Source organism: Pseudomonas abietaniphila (assembly GCF_039697315.1).
GTDB classification, from domain to species: domain Bacteria; phylum Pseudomonadota; class Gammaproteobacteria; order Pseudomonadales; family Pseudomonadaceae; genus Aquipseudomonas; species Aquipseudomonas abietaniphila_B.
Genome location: NZ_CP155619.1, coordinates 3,338,596 through 3,355,000 on the forward strand (window position 1 = coordinate 3,338,596; position 16,405 = coordinate 3,355,000).

Genomic DNA, 16,405 nt, shown 5'->3' on the forward strand with positions numbered 1-16,405 from the left:
CGGTTTTAAGGCGTCACGGCCTGCACATTGCTCGCAACGGTGTCTGACTGTTGATTCGCTGTTGCCTGAGCCGCTTTAGAAGTATTCAGCACTACATTGGCGTCACGTTGGCCAATGGGGGAGCCAGATGGGGAATCAAATCAATAGCTTGGTGGAAGCCGTACACGATGGCCTCGGGCTGTCTTACCCACCCGTTATCGACCTTGGGCCGAAGCTGACCCGCGACCAACTCCTCGCTTCCATGCATGCCACCCTGTCGCGACACGAAGGCGGTCCCGTCTGGTTGTTCGCCTACGGGTCACTGATATGGCGCCCCGAGTGCTCCGCCGTGGAGCGTCAGCGCGGTCGGGTTCACGGCTACCATCGCGGCCTCTATCTTTGGTCCCACGAGCATCGCGGCACCCCCGAGCAGCCGGGACTGGTCTTTGGTCTGGACCGTGGCGGCTCCTGCAGCGGTTTCGCTTATCGTCTGCCGGAAGAAAACATCGAAGAGTCATTGCTGGCGCTGTGGCAGCGGGAAATGCCTTTTCCGTCCTATCGCCCGCACTGGCTAAGCTGCCGACTCGAAGATGGCACCAAAGTGCAGGCCTTGGGTTTTGTGCTTGAACGCCACCTGCCGAGCTATGCCGGCAACCTGCCCGACAGCGTGCTGACCCAAGTCCTGGCCAGCGCCAGCGGTCGCTACGGCACCACGTGGGAATACGTCGAACAAACTATCCACGCCCTGCGTACCCACGCTATGCCGGACTTGAGCCTGGAAGAGCGGTTCAAGCGCTGCAAGCCGATCTTGCTGGCGGTTTAACCAAGGGGATCTGCTTCCGATCCTGGCTGCGCTCACAGGTTTCGCGTGATTCTCCACGGACCATGCATCGACGCGGTCCCTGTGGGAGACGTCCGAGGTTACGAGGGCAGCGAACGCGGTGGGTCATTCAGCACTGATGCTGCTGACCCACCGCCTTCGTCGGAATGCCGACCAGACCAAGCTCGCTCGCACAGGTTTCGCGTGATTCTCCACGGACCATGCATCGACGCGTTCCCTGTGGGAGACGTCCGAGGTTACGAGGGCAGCGAACGCGGTGGGTCATTCAGCACTGATGCTGCTGATCCAGCGCATTCGCCGGAATGCCGCCCAGACCAGGCTGGCTCGCACAGGTTTCGCGTGATTCTCCACGGACCATGCATCAACACGGTCCCTGTGGGAGACGTCCGAGGTTACGAGGGCAGCGAACGCGGTAGGTCATTCAGCACTGATGCTGCTGACCCACCGCCTTCGTCGGAATGCCGCCCAGACCAAGCTCGCTCGCACAGGTTTCGCGCGATTCTCCACGGACCATGCATCGACGCGTTCCCTGTGGGAGACGTCCGAGGTTACGAGGGCAGCGAACGCGGTGGGTCATTCAGCACTGATGCTGCCGATCCAGCGCATTCGTCGGAATGCCGCCCAGACCTAGCTCGCTCCCACCGGTTTGGCGTGATTTTCCAAGGCAGATGCATCGACGCGGTCCCTGTGGGAGACGTCCGAGGTTACGAGGGCAGCGAACGCGGTGGGTCATTCAGCACTGATGCTGCCGATCCAGCGCATTCGTCGGAATGCCGCCCAGACCAGTCTGGCTCCCACAGGTTCCGCGCGATTCTCCACGGACCATGCATCGACGCGGTCCCTGTAGGAGACGTCCGAGGTTACGAGGGCAGCGAACGCGGTGGGTCATTCAGCATTGATGCTGCTGATCCACCGCATTCGTCGGAATGCCGCCCAGACCAAGCTCGCTCGCACAGGTTTCGCGTGATTCTCCACGGACCATGCATCGACGCGGTCCCTGTGGGAGACGTCCGAGGTTACGAGGGCAGCGAACGCGGTGGGTCATTCAGCATTGATGCTGCTGATCCACCGCATTCGTCGGAATGCCGACCAGACCAAGCTCGCTCCCACAGGATTCGCGTGATGGCGCTTGTAAGCGCCATCACACAGAGCAGCCACAAATGTTTACGCCATCGCCTCACGCGACTGACTCGCCACCCGCGTATGCCGCAACGTAGGGATCAGGAAAGCGATCGCCAGCAGGCATGACGCCACGAGAATCACGAAACCGCCATCCCAGCCGAAATGGTCGACGGTGTAGCCCATCAGCGCACTGGCCGCGACCGAGCCGCCCAGATACCCGAACAAGCCTGTGAAACCCGCCGCTGTTCCGGCCGCTTTCTTCGGCGCCAACTCCAGAGCCTGCAAGCCGACCAGCATCACCGGGCCGTAGATCAGGAAGCCGATAGAGATCAGCGCGATCATGTCGACCGTCGGGTTGCCTGGCGGGTTGAGCCAGTAAACCAGCGTCGCGACCGTCACCAGCGCCATGAACACGATGCCTGTCAGGCCGCGATTGCCACGGAAGATTTTGTCCGACATCCAGCCGCACAGCAGCGTCCCCGGAATGCCCGCCCACTCATAGAAGAAATACGCCCACGAGGTCTTGTCCACGTCGAAGTGTTTGGCTTCTTTCAGGTAGGTCGGTGCCCAGTCCAGCACGCCATAGCGCAGCAGATAGACGAACACGTTCGCCAGCGCGATGTACCACAGCATTTTGTTGCGCAGCACGTATTTGACGAAGATTTCCTTGGCGCTGAATTCTTCTTCGTGGCTCGCGTCGTAGCCTTCCGGGTAGTCGTTCTTGTACTCCTCGACGGGTGGCAGGCCCACGGATTGAGGGGTGTCACGCATAGTGATGAACGCAAACAGCGCCACGAACAAGGCCACCGCGGCCGGCACATAGAATGCCGCGTGCCAGTCGTTGGTCCAGCCCAAACCCAGCAGGAACAGCGGGCCAATCAGGCCGCCGCCGACGTTGTGCGCCACGTTCCACACCGACACCACGCCGCCGCGCTCTTTCTGCGACCACCAATGCACCATGGTGCGTCCGCTCGGCGGCCAGCCCATGCCCTGCGCCCAGCCGTTGATAAACAGCAGAATGAACATGATGGTCACGCTCGACGTTGCCCAAGGCGCGAAACCGAACACAAACATCACCGCCGCCGACACCAGCAGGCCGAACGCGAGAAAATAACGCGGGTTCGAGCGATCCGAAACCAGCCCCATCAAGAACTTCGACAGTCCGTAAGCAATCGCGATAGCCGAGATCGCCACGCCCAATTCACCTCGGGTGTAACCCTCATCGATCAGGTACGGCATTGCCAGCGAGAAGTTCTTGCGCAGCAGGTAGTAGCCCGCGTAACCGAAGAAAATACCCGCGAAAATCTGCCAGCGGAGGCGGCGGTAGGTGCTGTCAACGCGCTCTGCAGGCAACGGGGCCTGATGCGCGGCAGGTCGGAAAAAGGAAAACATCGAGACACTCCAAGGGTTTTTATTTTCTTATGCGAAAGCGAATATTACATTTTCGTTACAGAAAATAGGAAGGCTTCTCATCGGGAAATCTCCCGAATTCAGGCGCATTGGCGTGTTGGATTACGAACATGGCGTAAATGTGTATGTCGATGTTTAGTCTTTAGGATCGGTCCTACTTGAGAACAGGATTCGATAACCTTACCCGCGCTGCCCTGCGCACCTACCATCGCGCCCTTCAGTCGTAGTGGCGTTTTGGGGCGAGGTGAATGTGAGTGGGTGGCGAAAGTATGTGGGCGTCCTCGGGCTTTGCCTGTTCACGCTAAGTGGCACTGCCGCAGGCAGAGAGATTCATCCGCTATTTGATCGGTACATCTCGCCGGCCTATCCGTCTGCGCTGCGCGGTGGGCGGATGTTTGCAAGCGTGCGGGTGAATTACGACATCCACAACGACGGGTCTGTCAGCGGAATCAGGGTCACCGAGCAAACCGATCAAAAGTCAGCCAACGCCGTGCTTTCGGCCGTCAGGCGCTGGCGGTTCAAACCCTGGGAAGTGACCGAGGGTATGCCGGCGACCATCGGCGAGTCCGTGCAATTCGTCTTCGATCAGGAGCGGCGTGAGCGTCGGTTAAGGATGGTGATTTCGTGGGCGCGGAGGGAAGTGCCGTGACACGGATGTTGAAATGGCTGGTGTTCGCCTCGTTGCTGAGTTCTGGTTCGCTGCTGGCTCAGCCAGTCGAGCTGAAATATGCGCACCAGCCCGCACCTGCCTACCCGCGCTCCTTGTATGAGCAAGGCGTGTCAGGGTTGGTGCTCTTCGAGTTTCGAGGGCATAGCGATGGTTCGATTACAGATGTGAACGTTATCGACAGCTCACATCACAGTTTCGCCAAATCCGTTCAGCGTGCGGTCCCGGGATGGCGGCTCAAACCGTGGGAGGTCGGCCCCGAAGCGCCTGAATCGATCAGCTTCAGGCAGGAGCTCTACTTCACGCACTCAAGTGAAAGGCAAGAGCCACACAGGTGGATACGCCGTCACGTTCGCGTGTTGTCCTGCAACACATTCAACAAAGCACTCAAGACCTTTCGCGCCAACTCGCCCGGCCATGATGTACGGGACATGCATCACATCACCTACACCTTCAGGGTGCTGGGGAGGTCGGCGACGAGGCTGAAAATGACAGACGACCAGAGAGCGGAGCTGGGTAATGATTTTGTTCGGGCAATTCCTGACGTCATCCAGCGATGTAAAGCTCAACCTGGGCTGCGCTACAAAGAAGCGCTGCCGGACAAAGTGCGTGAGTTGATTTGATGCTGTAGGGGCTTCGTTTATGAGGTTAACGAGCGAAACGCAGAGCAGGTCTGCGTTTCGCTTTGAGCGAGACTTCGTTAGTGCGTCATTTAGTGGGTAGCGTGAATACTGTTTTAGGCCAAAGGCGGCTTCGGCCCGCCTCAGACGTGGCAGGCAGTTACTCGATTTACCTCACCCTAACAACCACCTTCCCAACCGCCTTCCTTTGCCCCAACGAATCAATCGCTTCCCCCGCCTGCTCCAGCGGGTAAACCTTCGACACCAGAGGCTTCAACTTCCCTTCGCCGTACCAGGTGAACAGCTGTTGAAAGTTCGCTGCGTTGTCTTGTGGCTGGCGCTGTGCAAATGACCCCCAGAACACGCCGACGACTGAGGCGCCTTTTAGCAGTGCGAGGTTGACGGGCAGTTCGGGGATGCGCCCGCTGGCGAAGCCCACGACGAGGAGGCGGCCGTTCCAGGCGATGGCGCGAACGGCCTGGTCGAAGAGGTCACCGCCGACAGGGTCGTAGATGACGTCTACGCCGTTGCCGTTGGTGAGGCGCTTGAGTTCGTCCTTGAGGCTGGTTTCGCTGTAATTGATGAGTTCGTCGGCGCCGGCGTTTCTGGCGACTTCGAGTTTGTCGGCGCTGCTCGCGGCGGCGATGACCCGTGCGCCCATGGCTTTGCCGATTTCAACGGCGGCCAGGCCTACGCCGCCCGAGGCGCCGAGCACGAGCAGGGTTTCACCGGGTTGCAGGTGGGCGCGTTGTTTGAGGGCGTGCATGGAGGTGCCGTAGGTCATGCTGAAGGCCGCGGCAGTGGTGAAGTCCATGGCCTCGGGTATGGGCAGGACGTTGTAGCCCGCGACGGCGATTTGTTCGGCGAAGCTGCCCCAGCCGGTGAGGGCCATCACGCGGTCGCCGACCTTCAGGTGACTGACTTTTTCGCCTACGGCAGCCACGACGCCAGAGGCTTCTCCACCCGGCGAGAACGGGAAGGGTGGTTTGAACTGGTATTTGCCCTCGATGATCAGGGTGTCCGGGAAGTTGACCCCGGCGGCGTGCACGTCCAGCAGGATTTCGTTTTTCTTGGGTTCGGGGGCTGGAATGTCTTCCAGCACCAGATTTTCGGCGGGGCCGAAGGCTTTGCAGAGCACGGCTTTCATCGGGGACTATTCCTTTTCCAGTGATGGCCGATAAGTGTAGGTAGAGGGGGTGTGGGGTCAATGAGCATGCCCCGGCCTGATAGGCGTGCATAAGCTGAAGTAAGCTATGCCGCGAACCGGATTGAGGAGTGGAATGTGAAAGCGTGGATTCTGATGCTGTTGGCGTTATCGATGCCTGTCGTGGCCCTGGCCGAAGAGGGCGGTGGCGAGAAAGATGACCCGAACAAGGTCTCTTACGTGGCGCTGAACCCTCCGTTCGTGGGCAACTACGCGCTGGACGGCGGTCCGAAGCTGCACGTCTACAAAGCTGACGTGGCGCTGCGGGTCAAAGGTGCGGAGGCGCAGAAGCTGGTGAAGCAGAACGAGCCGCTGATCCGTAACCAGCTGGTCGCGCTGTTCACACAACAGACGATCGACAGCATGAGTAACGTCGACGCCAAGGAAAAGCTTCGTCAGGAAGCCTTGAAACAGACTCAGCAAGTGCTCAGCCAGGAGACCGGCCAGCCGGTGGTTGAGGACCTGCTGTTCAACAACTTTATCGCGCAGTAGGCATCAGTTTCGGCTCAATGCGCGTTTCTGTAGGAGTGAGCTTGCTCGCGATTGCAGTGCGTCAGCCGGAATGCGGGGGCTGATGTAAAGCAATCGCGGGCAAGCGCGCTCCTACAGGGGTTTGCACTGCCTGCTTCAGCGCAACGCCAGCACCGCCGCCCATTGTTCGGCGGTCACCGGCATGACTGACAACCGGCTACCTTTTTGCACCAAGGGCAGTTGCTCCAGTGCGGTTTGTTGTTTCAGGTAACCCAGGCTCAGCACCTTGGGAAAGGCTTCGACAAAGGCGACGTCGATGGCGCTCCAAGGGTTCTTTTCCCGGGTCGCTTTGGCGTCGAAGTAGTGGCTCTTGTTGTCCAGAGCGGTAGGGTCCGGGTAGGCGGCTTCAATGATTTTGCCGATGCCCGCGATGCCCGGCTCCGGGCAGCTGGAGTGATAGAAGAAGAATTCGTCGCCCACTGCCATCGCGCGCAGAAAATTGCGGGCCTGGTAATTGCGAACGCCGTCCCATCGGGCTTGGCCAAGTTTTTGCAAACCTGTAATCGAGAGCTCATCGGGCTCGGATTTCATCAGCCAATAGGCCATTTGTTGTGTCTCCCGAAGGGTAACTGGACAGGTTGTCCTACGTTTTCATGACAAACCGACAGTCGGCTGACGCCAGTATTTGCGTGTTGGATCACGTTATCGCAGAATGCCGGGATTTTAAGGGCTACACCGTTACGCGGCCTACAGAAAGACGCCGCGAACGTCAGTTTTTGATTCGCCAAAGGGGGGCAGTCAATGCAACGCAAGCCGGATTTACTATGGATTTTGGTCATTTTGTTCGGCTTGGGCATTGTCACCACCGGGTACGCGCAGGGTCTGTGGTCGGCCAAGGCCGATGCGCCGGTTGAGATCACTCAGCAGCAACAGCAGCAACCGACCCGCCGCTGATCCAGGCGCTTTATTGATCAGAGCTGTGGGAGCGAATTCATTCGCGATTGAAGCTGAAAGGCGATGCACAGGTGTCGTCTGAGCGTCCTCATCGCGAATGAATTCGCTTCCACAGGGTTCATGCTTGAGGCCTGTATTGTTTAGGCCTCTAGCATTTCAAGCCAGATACCAGCGCTTGTCCGACACCGTTCCCTGCAACGGCACATCCCAACTGGCCACCGCCAGCTTCCCAACTTTCTGACACTCATGGGCCAGACCGAGCAGAACCGGTTTCTGCCAGGCTTTTCGACGCGCCTGATACGCCAGGCTGCGGTCGTAGAATCCGCCGCCCATGCCCAGTCGACCGCCCTGATCATCGAAGCCCACCAGTGGCATCAGGATGAGGTCCAGCGCCCAGATCTTGCGCTGTTTTCTCGCGTCGATCCGTGGCTCGGGAATGCGGAACCGATTCGGTCGAAACCGTTCCCCCGGCTTTACCCGCTGAAACACCATTTTGGTTCGCGGCCAGGCACTCAGCACCGGCAGATACGTCTTTTTGCCCCGTCGCTGCGCTTCGCGAAGCAGCAGACGCGGATCGATTTCACCGTCCATCGGAAGGTAGAGCGAAACGTGCCTGGCACGACGAAAAAGCGGGTTTTGCGCCAACTGGCGGTACAAACCCTGTGCCGCCTGTCGCTGTTCTGCGCGGTTGAGCGCACGACGAGCCTTGCGCAAAAGACGACGCAGTTGTGGACGGGAAAGGGCAGAAGAATCGTTCAGGGAAGCGGCGCCAGAAGAATTCATGCAGGCGGGTCCGTGCGATTTTGAGAAGGGATCGAGAGATCAGGCTGATCGACGATCGCCGTCCCCATTTCCACCGCCAGGCAGGGCGCCCGGCAATGGCTTGAGAATGTGAGACTCCCCGACGAACCGCTGTCGGTGTAGCCCTTGAACCCGAAAGTTCAAGGTGGAGATTGCAGGAGGTTTTAAGGCTTTCCGTCGAGCGGACATGCACACCAACCCCAACGTGCAACCCCCGTGGTTGTGCGTATCGGCTCAGGGACATGACCGACTGGCAAGCACTCCAGGGAGCGGTCGCAAGTATACCGAATCATGTCGGAACAATCAGCCTTGTGCTTTTGGCTCATCCGTGGCAAGGACCAGGTCCACTCGGTCCAGAAGGTCGCGCACCTGCTCGCGGGTCGAGCCACTTGCCTGATTCGTTTCAGGTAGCTCCTGCTTATGCAGCAGGTCATGGGTAATGTTCAATGCGGCCATCACCGCGATACGGTCGGCGCCGATGACTTTGCCGCTGCTGCGAATCTCGCGCATCTTGCCGTCCAGGTAACGCGCTGCGCTGACCAGATTGGTGCGCTCCTCTTGAGGGCAGATGATCGAATACTCTTTGTCGAGGATTTGCACGGTGATGCTGTTGCCATTACTCATGAGTCTTGCTCCAGGGCCTTGAGGCGCGAAATCATGGACTCGACCTTTTGCCGGGCGATTTCGTTCTTTTCGATGAGGTGAGCGCGTTCCTCGCGCCAGGTTTTTTCCTGAGCTAATAAGAGTCCGTTTTGACTTTTTAGTTGCTCGACACGATTGATCAATAACTCCAGTCGAGCCATCAGCGCTTGCAGGTCGTTGTCTTCCATTGTTTTCCACTGATTACTTTCAGATGAGTGGTGCAGGAGCTGGCGTCTGGATTCGCCTTGAATATCGCCTGATAGCTTGGGCGCGTCTGCCGGTGCTAGGATACAAGGCCTTCATTCTAGACATTGCGCCGCTTGGCGCCTAGTTACCCATGCCCAATCAGAATTCCTCGTATAACGCCTTCACAGCCCTGCTCAAAAGCAGTGGTCACCATGTTCCCCCCGCAGAACTGCAGGGACTCTTGATCGGCCGCAGTTGCGCGGGCGCCGGTTTCGACGCCGATGACTGGATCGCCGATGCGAAGTTGCTGCTGGAAACCGATCCTGAAGACAAAGTCCGCCAGGCGTTGATTGGCTTGCAGGAGATGGTGAAACACGAACTGACCGGTGACGACATGGCAGTTGTCCTGCTGCTGCCCGGTGACGATGAACCCCTGACCGCCCGTACCGCTGCAATGGGGCAGTGGTGCCAGGGTTTCCTCAATGGCTTTGCCCGCGTGGGCAGTCAGCCGATGAGCGAGGACGCCCGGGACGTGTTGCAGGATCTGGCTGCCATCGCCCAGATTCAGGACACACTCGAAGAGTCCGAAGACGGCGAAAGCGACTACATGGAAGTCATGGAATACCTGCGCGTCGCGCCGCTGCTGCTGTTTACCGAGTTCAACAAAAAAGCGGAACCTGAAGCGAAACCTTCTTTGCACTGATTGCTCATCGTCGCCGACCCGGTCGTTGTCGCCCGCAGGGTCGATGACCGGTGCGCTCATCCGGAGGACCGCAGTTGCCCATGATCCATATCCCGAAAGCCGAATACGCCCGTCGCCGCAAAGCCTTGATGGAGCAGATGGAGCCTAACAGCATCGCCATCCTGCCGGCGGCGGCTGTGGCCATTCGAAATCGTGATGTCGAGCATGTGTACCGTCAGGACAGTGATTTCCAGTACCTCAGCGGCTTCCCCGAGCCTGAGGCCGTTATCGTGCTGATCCCCGGTCGTGAATACGGCGAGTACGTCTTGTTCTGCCGCGAGCGCAATCCTGAGCGCGAGCTGTGGGACGGGCTGCGTGCCGGTCAGGACGGGGCGATCAGCGATTTCGGCGCCGACGATGCCTTCCCCATTACCGACATCGACGACATCCTGCCCGGCCTGATTGAGGGCCGTGACCGTGTGTATTCGTCGATGGGCAGCAACCCCGAATTCGACCGTCATGTGATGGAGTGGATCAACGTCATCCGCTCCAAGGCACACCTGGGCGCTCAGCCCCCGAAAGAGTTCGTTGCGCTGGATCACCTGCTGCATGACATGCGCCTGTATAAATCGGCCGCCGAAGTGAAAGTCATGCGCGAGGCTGCGCACATTTCAGCGCGGGCCCATGTGCGTGCGATGCGGGCCAGTCGTGCCGGTTTGTATGAGTTCAGTCTGGAAGCCGAACTGGATTACGAGTTCCGCAAGGGCGGCGCGAAGATGCCAGCGTACGGCTCGATCGTCGCGTCGGGTCGCAATGCCTGCATCCTGCACTATCAGCAGAACGACGCGGCGCTCAAGGATGGCGACCTGGTGCTGATCGATGCCGGTTGCGAGATTGACTGCTACGCCAGCGACATCACCCGTACATTCCCGGTCAGTGGCAAATTTTCCGCCGAGCAGAAAGCGATCTACGAACTGGTGCTCAAGGCGCAGGAAGCGGCGTTCGCGGTCATCAAGCCAGGCAATCACTGGAACCAGGCGCACGAGGCGACGGTTCGGGTGATCACGACCGGGCTGATGGAACTGGGCCTGTTGCAGGGCGAGGTCGATGAACTGATCGCCGCTGAAGCGTACAAACCGTTTTACATGCACCGCGCCGGTCACTGGCTGGGTATGGATGTGCATGATGTCGGCGAGTACAAGGTGGGCGGCGAATGGCGCGTGCTGGAGGTTGGCATGGCGCTGACGGTCGAGCCCGGTATTTATATATCGCCGGACAATCAGAACGTCGCGAAAAAATGGCGCGGAATCGGCGTACGAATCGAGGACGATGTCGTGGTGACCAAAAAAGGCTGTGAAATCCTGACTGGCGGCGTGCCCAAGTCCGTCGCAGAAATCGAGGCCTTGATGGCCGCAGCCCGAGCCGAAGCGGCATGAGCCGGTTCAATCTGGCCATCGTCGGCGGCGGGCTGGTGGGCGCGAGCCTGGCGCTGGCATTGCAGGCGGGCGCCAAAGCGCGCGGTTGGAAGATCGTCTTGATCGAGCCGTTTGCACCGGGCGACACGTACCAGCCGAGCTACGACGCGCGCTCTTCAGCGCTGTCCTTCGGCGCGCGGCAGATCTACGAGCGGTTGGGGCTGTGGCAGCAGATCAGCCGCCGCGCCGAACCCATCCTGCAGATTCAGGTGTCCGACAAGGGACGCTTCGGCGCAGCGAGACTGTCCTCGATGCAGGAAGGCGTGCCGGCGCTGGGTTATGTCGTCGAGAACGCCTGGCTCGGCCAATGCCTGTGGCAGGGGCTGGATAAAGACGTGATCAGCTGGCGCGTGCCGGCTGAAGTCAAACACATGCAGGCGTTGCCCGACGGCTATCGCCTGACCTTGAACGATGAAACGCAAGTGGACTGCGATCTGGCGGTACTCGCCGATGGCGGTCGCTCCAGTCTGCGCGAACAGCTGGGTATTGGTGTGCGCACGACGCCTTACGACCAGAGCGCGCTGATCGCCAATATCACGCCGGGTGAAGCCCATTGCGGACAGGCGTTCGAGCGATTCACCGATGAAGGCCCAATGGCGCTGCTACCGCTGCCGGAAAATCGCTGCGCGTTGGTGTGGACCCGCAAGCCTGAAGAGATAACGCGCCTGATGGCGCTGGACGACCGCAGTTTCCTGGCCGAGCTTCAAGGCGTGTTCGGTTATCGCCTCGGCGCGTTGAAGCAGGTGGGTGTGCGTCATACCTATCCGCTGTCGCTCGTCGAAGCCGAGGAGCAAGTGCGCGCTCACCTGGTCGTCTTGGGCAACGCGGCACACAGCCTGCACCCGATTGCCGGGCAGGGTTTCAACCTGTCGCTGCGTGATGCAGCGTCACTGGCCGAAGCGTTGCTTGCCAGCGACGCCATGCCGGGGGATCTGGCGACGCTGCAGGCGTATCGGGATCGGCAGCGTCTGGATCAGAAACTCACGGTCGGCTTCTCCGATCAGGTCACCCGCCTGTTCGGCAGCCAGCAACCCGTGATCACGGCCGGCCGCAATATCGGCTTGCTGGGTCTGGACCTTTTGCCCTCGGCCAAGAGCTGGTTCGCCCGCCAGGCCATGGGGCTGGGAACGCGGGCCGATGTTTAACCCCTCTTTTCATTCGTGGCCGTTGCCACACGCGAGAACGATTTAAAGCATGGAAACGCGCGCAGATCTGCTGATTGTCGGGGCCGGAATGGTCGGTAGCGCGCTCGCGCTGGCGCTGCAAAACAGCGGGCTGGATATTCTGGTGGTGGACGGCAGCCCAATGAGCGTTAAGCCGTTCGATCAGACCGCACCCTTTGAGCCGCGGGTCAGCGCACTGTCTGCGGCCAGTCAGCGCATTCTCGAACGCCTGAATGTCTGGGACGGGATCGTTTCACGTCGCGTCAGCCCCTATGGCGAGATGCATGTGTGGGACGGCAGCGGGACCGGCAAGGTGCATTTCTCGGCGTCGAGTGTGCACGCCCAGGTGTTGGGCCATATCGTTGAAAACCGCGTGGTCCAGGACGCACTGATCGAGCGGTTGCATGATTGCGACATCGGGCTGCTGGCCAATGCGCGTCTGGAACAAATGCGTCGTTCGGGCGATGACTGGCTGCTGACGCTGGCCGACGGCCGCACTCTGCGCGCGCCGCTGGTGGTGGCAGCCGACGGTGCTAATTCCACCGTGCGGCGCATGACCGGCACTGCGACGCGGGAATGGGACTACATGCACCATGCCATCGTGACCAGCGTGCGCACGGCAGACTCCCACCGCAAAACGGCGTGGCAACGCTTTACCGATGACGGCCCATTGGCCTTTTTGCCGCTTGAGCGTGAAGGTGAGCATTGGTGTTCGATCGTCTGGTCCGTGACGCCGACGGAGTCCGAGCGCTTGATGAAGCTGGAAGACGACGCGTTCTGTCGCGAGCTGGAAAAGGCGTTTGAGGGCTGTCTCGGGCACGTCATTTCGGCTGATCCGCGCTTGTGCGTGCCGCTGCGTCAGCGTCATGCCAAACGTTACGTGGCTGAAGGTCTGGCGCTCATTGGCGATGCCGCGCACACCATCCACCCGCTGGCCGGGCAGGGCGTGAATCTTGGGTTCCTCGATGCGGCCGTGTTGGCCGAGGTGCTGCACAGTGCCGTCGAGCGAGGCGAGCGTCTGGCCGACCCGAAAGTGCTGAGCCGCTACGAGCGCCGGCGCATGCCGCATAACCTGGCGCTGATGGCGGCGATGGAAGGATTCGAGCGGCTGTTTCAGGCCGACCCGCTGCCGGTCCGCTGGCTGCGCAATACCGGCTTGAAGATGGTCGATCAGTCTGCCGAAGCCAAAGCGATGTTCGTGCGCCAGGCGCTGGGACTGAGCGGGGATTTGCCGGAATTGGCCCGGATCTAAGCGTCTGGCGTGACACCCTGTGGGAGCGAGCTTGCTCGCGAAGGCTGAGTTTCAACTGCCAAAGGTGTGGTGGATGTACTCAAGTCTTCGCGAGCAAGCTCGCTCCCACAGGGGGGGGCGCATGCCATACCATCTAGCGATAAAGGTGCCTCCGCAACATCTCGTAACGGCTCCGCTCAGACTTCGTGGATGCGATTCACTACCATTTCGCCTCATTTTTCAAACGAGGTCTCAGCATGCAGGCGAGCAAGCGTCTTCTGGCTGTCCTGGCATTGGCCGTGCTTGGCAGCACTGCCCAGGCGGCTGATGAAGTGGTGGTGTATTCCTCCCGTATCGACGAGCTGATCAAACCGGTTTTCGATGCCTACACCGCCAAGACCGGTGTAAAGGTGAAGTTCATCACCGACAAGGAAGCGCCGTTGATGCAGCGCATCAAGGCCGAAGGGCAGAACGCGACCGCCGACCTGCTGCTGACGGTGGACGCGGGCAACCTCTGGCAAGCCGAGCAGATGGGCATCCTGCAACCGTTTACGTCCCCGGTGATCGACGCGAATATCCCGCCGCAATACCGATCCTCTGCTCACGCCTGGACAGGCCTGAGCCTGCGCGCCCGGACCATTGCCTATTCGACCGACCGGGTCAAACCCGATGAGCTGACCACCTACGAAGCCTTGGCCGATAAGCAGTGGGAAGGGCGTCTGTGCCTGCGGACCGCGAAGAAGGTCTACAACCAGTCGCTCACCGCGACGCTGATCGAAACCCATGGTGCAGAGGCGTCGGAAAAGATCCTCAAGGGCTGGGTCAACAACCTGTCTACCGACGTGTTCTCCGATGATATCGCGGTGCTGGAGGCGATCAACGCCGGCCAGTGCGACGTCGGCATCGTCAATACCTATTACTACGGCCGGTTGCACCAGCAAAACCCGAATCTGGCCGTACGGCTTTTCTGGCCAAACCAGTCGGACCGTGGCGTTCACGTCAATCTGTCGGGCATCGGTTTGACCAAGTACGCGCCGCATCCCGAAGCCGCCAAAGCGCTGGTCGAATGGATGACCGGGCCTGAGGCGCAGACCATCTTTTCCGGCACCAATCAGGAATTCCCGGCCAACCCGAAGGTTGCACCTTCTACAGAAGTCGCGAGCTGGGGTCAGTTCAAGGCGGACACGATCCCGGTCGAGGTGGCCGGACGACGCCAGGCCGAAGCGATTCGCATGATGGATCGCGCTGGCTGGAACTGATTAACAGCGTCTCTCACTCCTACAGATTTGCACTCACGTGACACCGAGAATCCCCGTGGCCCATCCCGCCCAGCGTCGCTGGTACCCCCTGGTTTTCGCCATTGCCGCGCTGGTGTTGCTGCCGCTCAGCGTGCTGCTGTTCTCCTGGCAAACCATCGACCAAGAGATCTGGTCCCACCTGTGGGAAACCCAGATGCTCCGGCTGCTCGGCAACACGCTGACGCTGGTGATGGGCGTAGGGTTGGGCGTGACGCTGCTGGGCGTGAGCCTTGCCTGGCTGACTGCGCTCTGTGAGTTTCCGGGCCGGCGCTGGCTGGACTGGGCACTCATGTTGCCGTTCGCCATTCCGGCGTACGTGCTCGCATTCGTCTTCGTGGGGCTGCTCGATTTTGCAGGCCCCGTCCAGACGCTGATGCGTGAGTGGTTCGGTACGGGCCTTCGCTTCCCGCGAGTACGTTCCACGGGCGGCGTGATCATCGTGCTCGTGCTGGTGTTTTACCCCTACGTCTACCTGTTGGCCCGCACGGCGTTCCTTGCGCAGGGTAAAGGCCTGATGGAGGCGGCGCGGATTCTCGGGCAGTCGCCCTGGCAGGCGTTCTGGCGGGTGGCGTTGCCGATGGCCAGGCCGGCCATCGGCGCTGGCGTCGCGTTGGCGTTGATGGAGACGCTGGCCGATTTTGGGGCGGTGTCGGTGTTCAACTTCGACACCTTCACCACCGCGATCTACAAGACTTGGTACGGCTTCTTCAGCCTGTCGAGCGCCGCACAACTGGCGAGCCTGCTGCTGTTGGTGGTGATGCTGCTGCTCTACGGCGAGCGCCGCGCACGAGGCGCCAGCCGGGCGAGCAACGAGCGGCCTCGTGTAAAAGCGCTGTACCACTTGCACGGCTTTAAGGCTGCTGCGGCGACCACTTGGTGTGGGTTGGTCTTCGCCTGTGCGTTCGTGGTCCCGTTGATGCAACTGATCGTCTGGGTCTGGCAGCGGGGCCGTTTCGATCTGGACGAGCGCTACACCGGCCTGATCCTGCACACCCTGTACCTCGGTGGTATTGCGGCCTTCGTCACGGTCAGCGTGGCGATGATTCTGGTGTTCGCGCGTCGTTTGGCGCCGACCCGTGCGATCCGCTCAGGCGTGAGTCTGGCGAACATCGGCTACGCATTGCCGGGTTCGGTGCTCGCGGTATCGATCATGCTGGCCTTCAGTTATCTGGACCGAGAGCTAGTCGTGCCGTTGTCCAGTTGGCTCGGTGGCGCGGGCAAGCCGTTGCTACTCGGGAGTCTGGCGGCCTTGGTGATGGCGTACCTGGTGCGCTTCATCGCCGTGGCTTACGGTCCTCTGGAGAACAGCCTGTCGCGAATTCGCCCTTCGTTGCCCGAGGCGGCGCGCAGTCTCGGGGTCGGCGGACCGCGTTTGTTTTTCAAGATTTATCTGCCACTGCTCATTCCAGGCACGTTGAGCGCTGCTTTGCTGGTGTTCGTCGATGTGCTCAAGGAAATGCCCGCTACCCTGCTGATGCGCCCGTTTGGCTGGGACACGCTGGCGGTACGTATCTTCGAGATGACCAGTGAAGGCGAGTGGGCGCGTGCCGCGCTACCCGCACTGACGTTGGTCATGGTCGGTTTACTACCGGTAATTGGCCTAATCAGACGTTCGGCCAGACCGATCGGCTAGGTGCGGGGTCACAACCTTGCGGCTAC

The 16,405-nt window shown here is 60.3% G+C and carries 17 protein-coding genes and 1 other RNA gene; 11 read left to right on the forward strand and 7 right to left on the reverse strand.

The annotated features are described in order from the left end of the window. Positions 1-127: 127 nt before the first annotated feature. Positions 128-802 (forward strand): gamma-glutamylcyclotransferase, encoded by a 675-nt coding sequence (locus tag ABDX87_RS14880; protein ID WP_346828571.1) that lies wholly within the window; start codon positions 128-130, stop codon positions 800-802. Between the two features lie 1,182 nt (positions 803-1,984). Here ABDX87_RS14880 and glpT read toward each other — a convergent pair. Then, complete coding sequence (glpT, locus tag ABDX87_RS14885; protein WP_346828572.1) at positions 1,985-3,334, reverse strand: glycerol-3-phosphate transporter; 1,350 nt, start codon at positions 3,332-3,334, stop codon at positions 1,985-1,987. 289 nt (positions 3,335-3,623) lie between these two features. Between glpT and ABDX87_RS14890 the strand changes: the two genes are divergently transcribed. Then, entirely contained in the window at positions 3,624-4,001 is a 378-nt protein-coding gene (locus ABDX87_RS14890; RefSeq protein ID WP_346828573.1) for a TonB family protein, read from the forward strand. Positions 4,002-4,006: 5 nt separating this feature from the next. Then, positions 4,007-4,642: an energy transducer TonB gene (locus ABDX87_RS14895; protein ID WP_346828574.1), complete on the forward strand. Its 636-nt coding sequence runs from the start codon at positions 4,007-4,009 to the stop codon at positions 4,640-4,642. Between the two features lie 166 nt (positions 4,643-4,808). On the opposite strand, the gene ABDX87_RS14900 is transcribed toward ABDX87_RS14895, so the two are convergent. After that, positions 4,809-5,786: an NADPH:quinone oxidoreductase family protein gene (locus ABDX87_RS14900; RefSeq protein ID WP_346828575.1), complete on the reverse strand. Its 978-nt coding sequence runs from the start codon at positions 5,784-5,786 to the stop codon at positions 4,809-4,811. A gap of 135 nt (positions 5,787-5,921) precedes the next feature. Between ABDX87_RS14900 and ABDX87_RS14905 the strand changes: the two genes are divergently transcribed. Beyond that, entirely contained in the window at positions 5,922-6,335 is a 414-nt protein-coding gene (locus ABDX87_RS14905; protein ID WP_346828576.1) for a flagellar basal body-associated protein FliL, read from the forward strand. A 135-nt stretch (positions 6,336-6,470) separates the two neighbouring features. Here ABDX87_RS14905 and ABDX87_RS14910 read toward each other — a convergent pair whose 3' ends face one another. Further along, positions 6,471-6,920 (reverse strand): EVE domain-containing protein, encoded by a 450-nt coding sequence (locus ABDX87_RS14910; protein WP_346828577.1) that lies wholly within the window; start codon positions 6,918-6,920, stop codon positions 6,471-6,473. A 195-nt stretch (positions 6,921-7,115) separates the two neighbouring features. Here ABDX87_RS14910 and ABDX87_RS14915 point away from each other — a divergent pair, with 195 nt between their 5' ends. After that, entirely contained in the window at positions 7,116-7,268 is a 153-nt protein-coding gene (locus tag ABDX87_RS14915; RefSeq protein ID WP_143024423.1) for a hypothetical protein, read from the forward strand. A gap of 156 nt (positions 7,269-7,424) precedes the next feature. Here the strand turns inward: ABDX87_RS14915 and ABDX87_RS14920 are convergent, their stop codons facing one another. The 4 genes from ABDX87_RS14920 to ABDX87_RS14935 form a co-directional block, all read right to left on the reverse strand. Beyond that, positions 7,425-8,051 carry a 5-formyltetrahydrofolate cyclo-ligase gene (locus ABDX87_RS14920; protein ID WP_431061149.1) on the reverse strand — a complete coding sequence of 209 codons (627 nt, stop codon included), beginning with the start codon at positions 8,049-8,051 and terminating at the stop codon, positions 7,425-7,427. A gap of 111 nt (positions 8,052-8,162) precedes the next feature. Continuing rightward, a non-coding RNA gene (ssrS, locus tag ABDX87_RS14925) (6S RNA) lies at positions 8,163-8,341 on the reverse strand. A 31-nt stretch (positions 8,342-8,372) separates the two neighbouring features. Beyond that, entirely contained in the window at positions 8,373-8,693 is a 321-nt protein-coding gene (locus ABDX87_RS14930) for a cell division protein ZapA (RefSeq protein ID WP_346828578.1), read from the reverse strand. After that, positions 8,690-8,899: a TIGR02449 family protein gene (locus ABDX87_RS14935; protein WP_062379587.1), complete on the reverse strand. Its 210-nt coding sequence runs from the start codon at positions 8,897-8,899 to the stop codon at positions 8,690-8,692. Before ABDX87_RS14935 ends, ABDX87_RS14930 begins: the two co-directional genes overlap by 4 nt. 149 nt (positions 8,900-9,048) lie before the next feature. Here ABDX87_RS14935 and ABDX87_RS14940 point away from each other — a divergent pair, with 149 nt between their 5' ends. The 6 genes from ABDX87_RS14940 (at position 9,049) to ABDX87_RS14965 (ending at position 16,379) form a co-directional block, all read left to right on the forward strand. Beyond that, positions 9,049-9,600: a YecA family protein gene (locus tag ABDX87_RS14940; RefSeq protein ID WP_346828579.1), complete on the forward strand. Its 552-nt coding sequence runs from the start codon at positions 9,049-9,051 to the stop codon at positions 9,598-9,600. Between the two features lie 80 nt (positions 9,601-9,680). Next, complete coding sequence (pepP, locus tag ABDX87_RS14945) at positions 9,681-11,015, forward strand: Xaa-Pro aminopeptidase (protein ID WP_346828580.1); 1,335 nt, start codon at positions 9,681-9,683, stop codon at positions 11,013-11,015. Then, positions 11,012-12,199 carry a 2-octaprenyl-6-methoxyphenyl hydroxylase gene (ubiH, locus tag ABDX87_RS14950; RefSeq protein ID WP_346828581.1) on the forward strand — a complete coding sequence of 396 codons (1,188 nt, stop codon included), beginning with the start codon at positions 11,012-11,014 and terminating at the stop codon, positions 12,197-12,199. Before pepP ends, ubiH begins: the two co-directional genes overlap by 4 nt. A 49-nt stretch (positions 12,200-12,248) precedes the next feature. Beyond that, complete coding sequence (locus ABDX87_RS14955; protein ID WP_346828582.1) at positions 12,249-13,469, forward strand: 2-octaprenyl-3-methyl-6-methoxy-1,4-benzoquinol hydroxylase; 1,221 nt, start codon at positions 12,249-12,251, stop codon at positions 13,467-13,469. 236 nt (positions 13,470-13,705) lie between these two features. Further along, positions 13,706-14,707, forward strand: coding sequence for an extracellular solute-binding protein (locus tag ABDX87_RS14960; protein ID WP_346828583.1), 1,002 nt, complete (start codon positions 13,706-13,708; stop codon positions 14,705-14,707). Between the two features lie 55 nt (positions 14,708-14,762). Then, positions 14,763-16,379: an ABC transporter permease gene (locus ABDX87_RS14965; protein ID WP_346828584.1), complete on the forward strand. Its 1,617-nt coding sequence runs from the start codon at positions 14,763-14,765 to the stop codon at positions 16,377-16,379. The last annotated feature ends 26 nt before the right edge of the window (positions 16,380-16,405 follow it).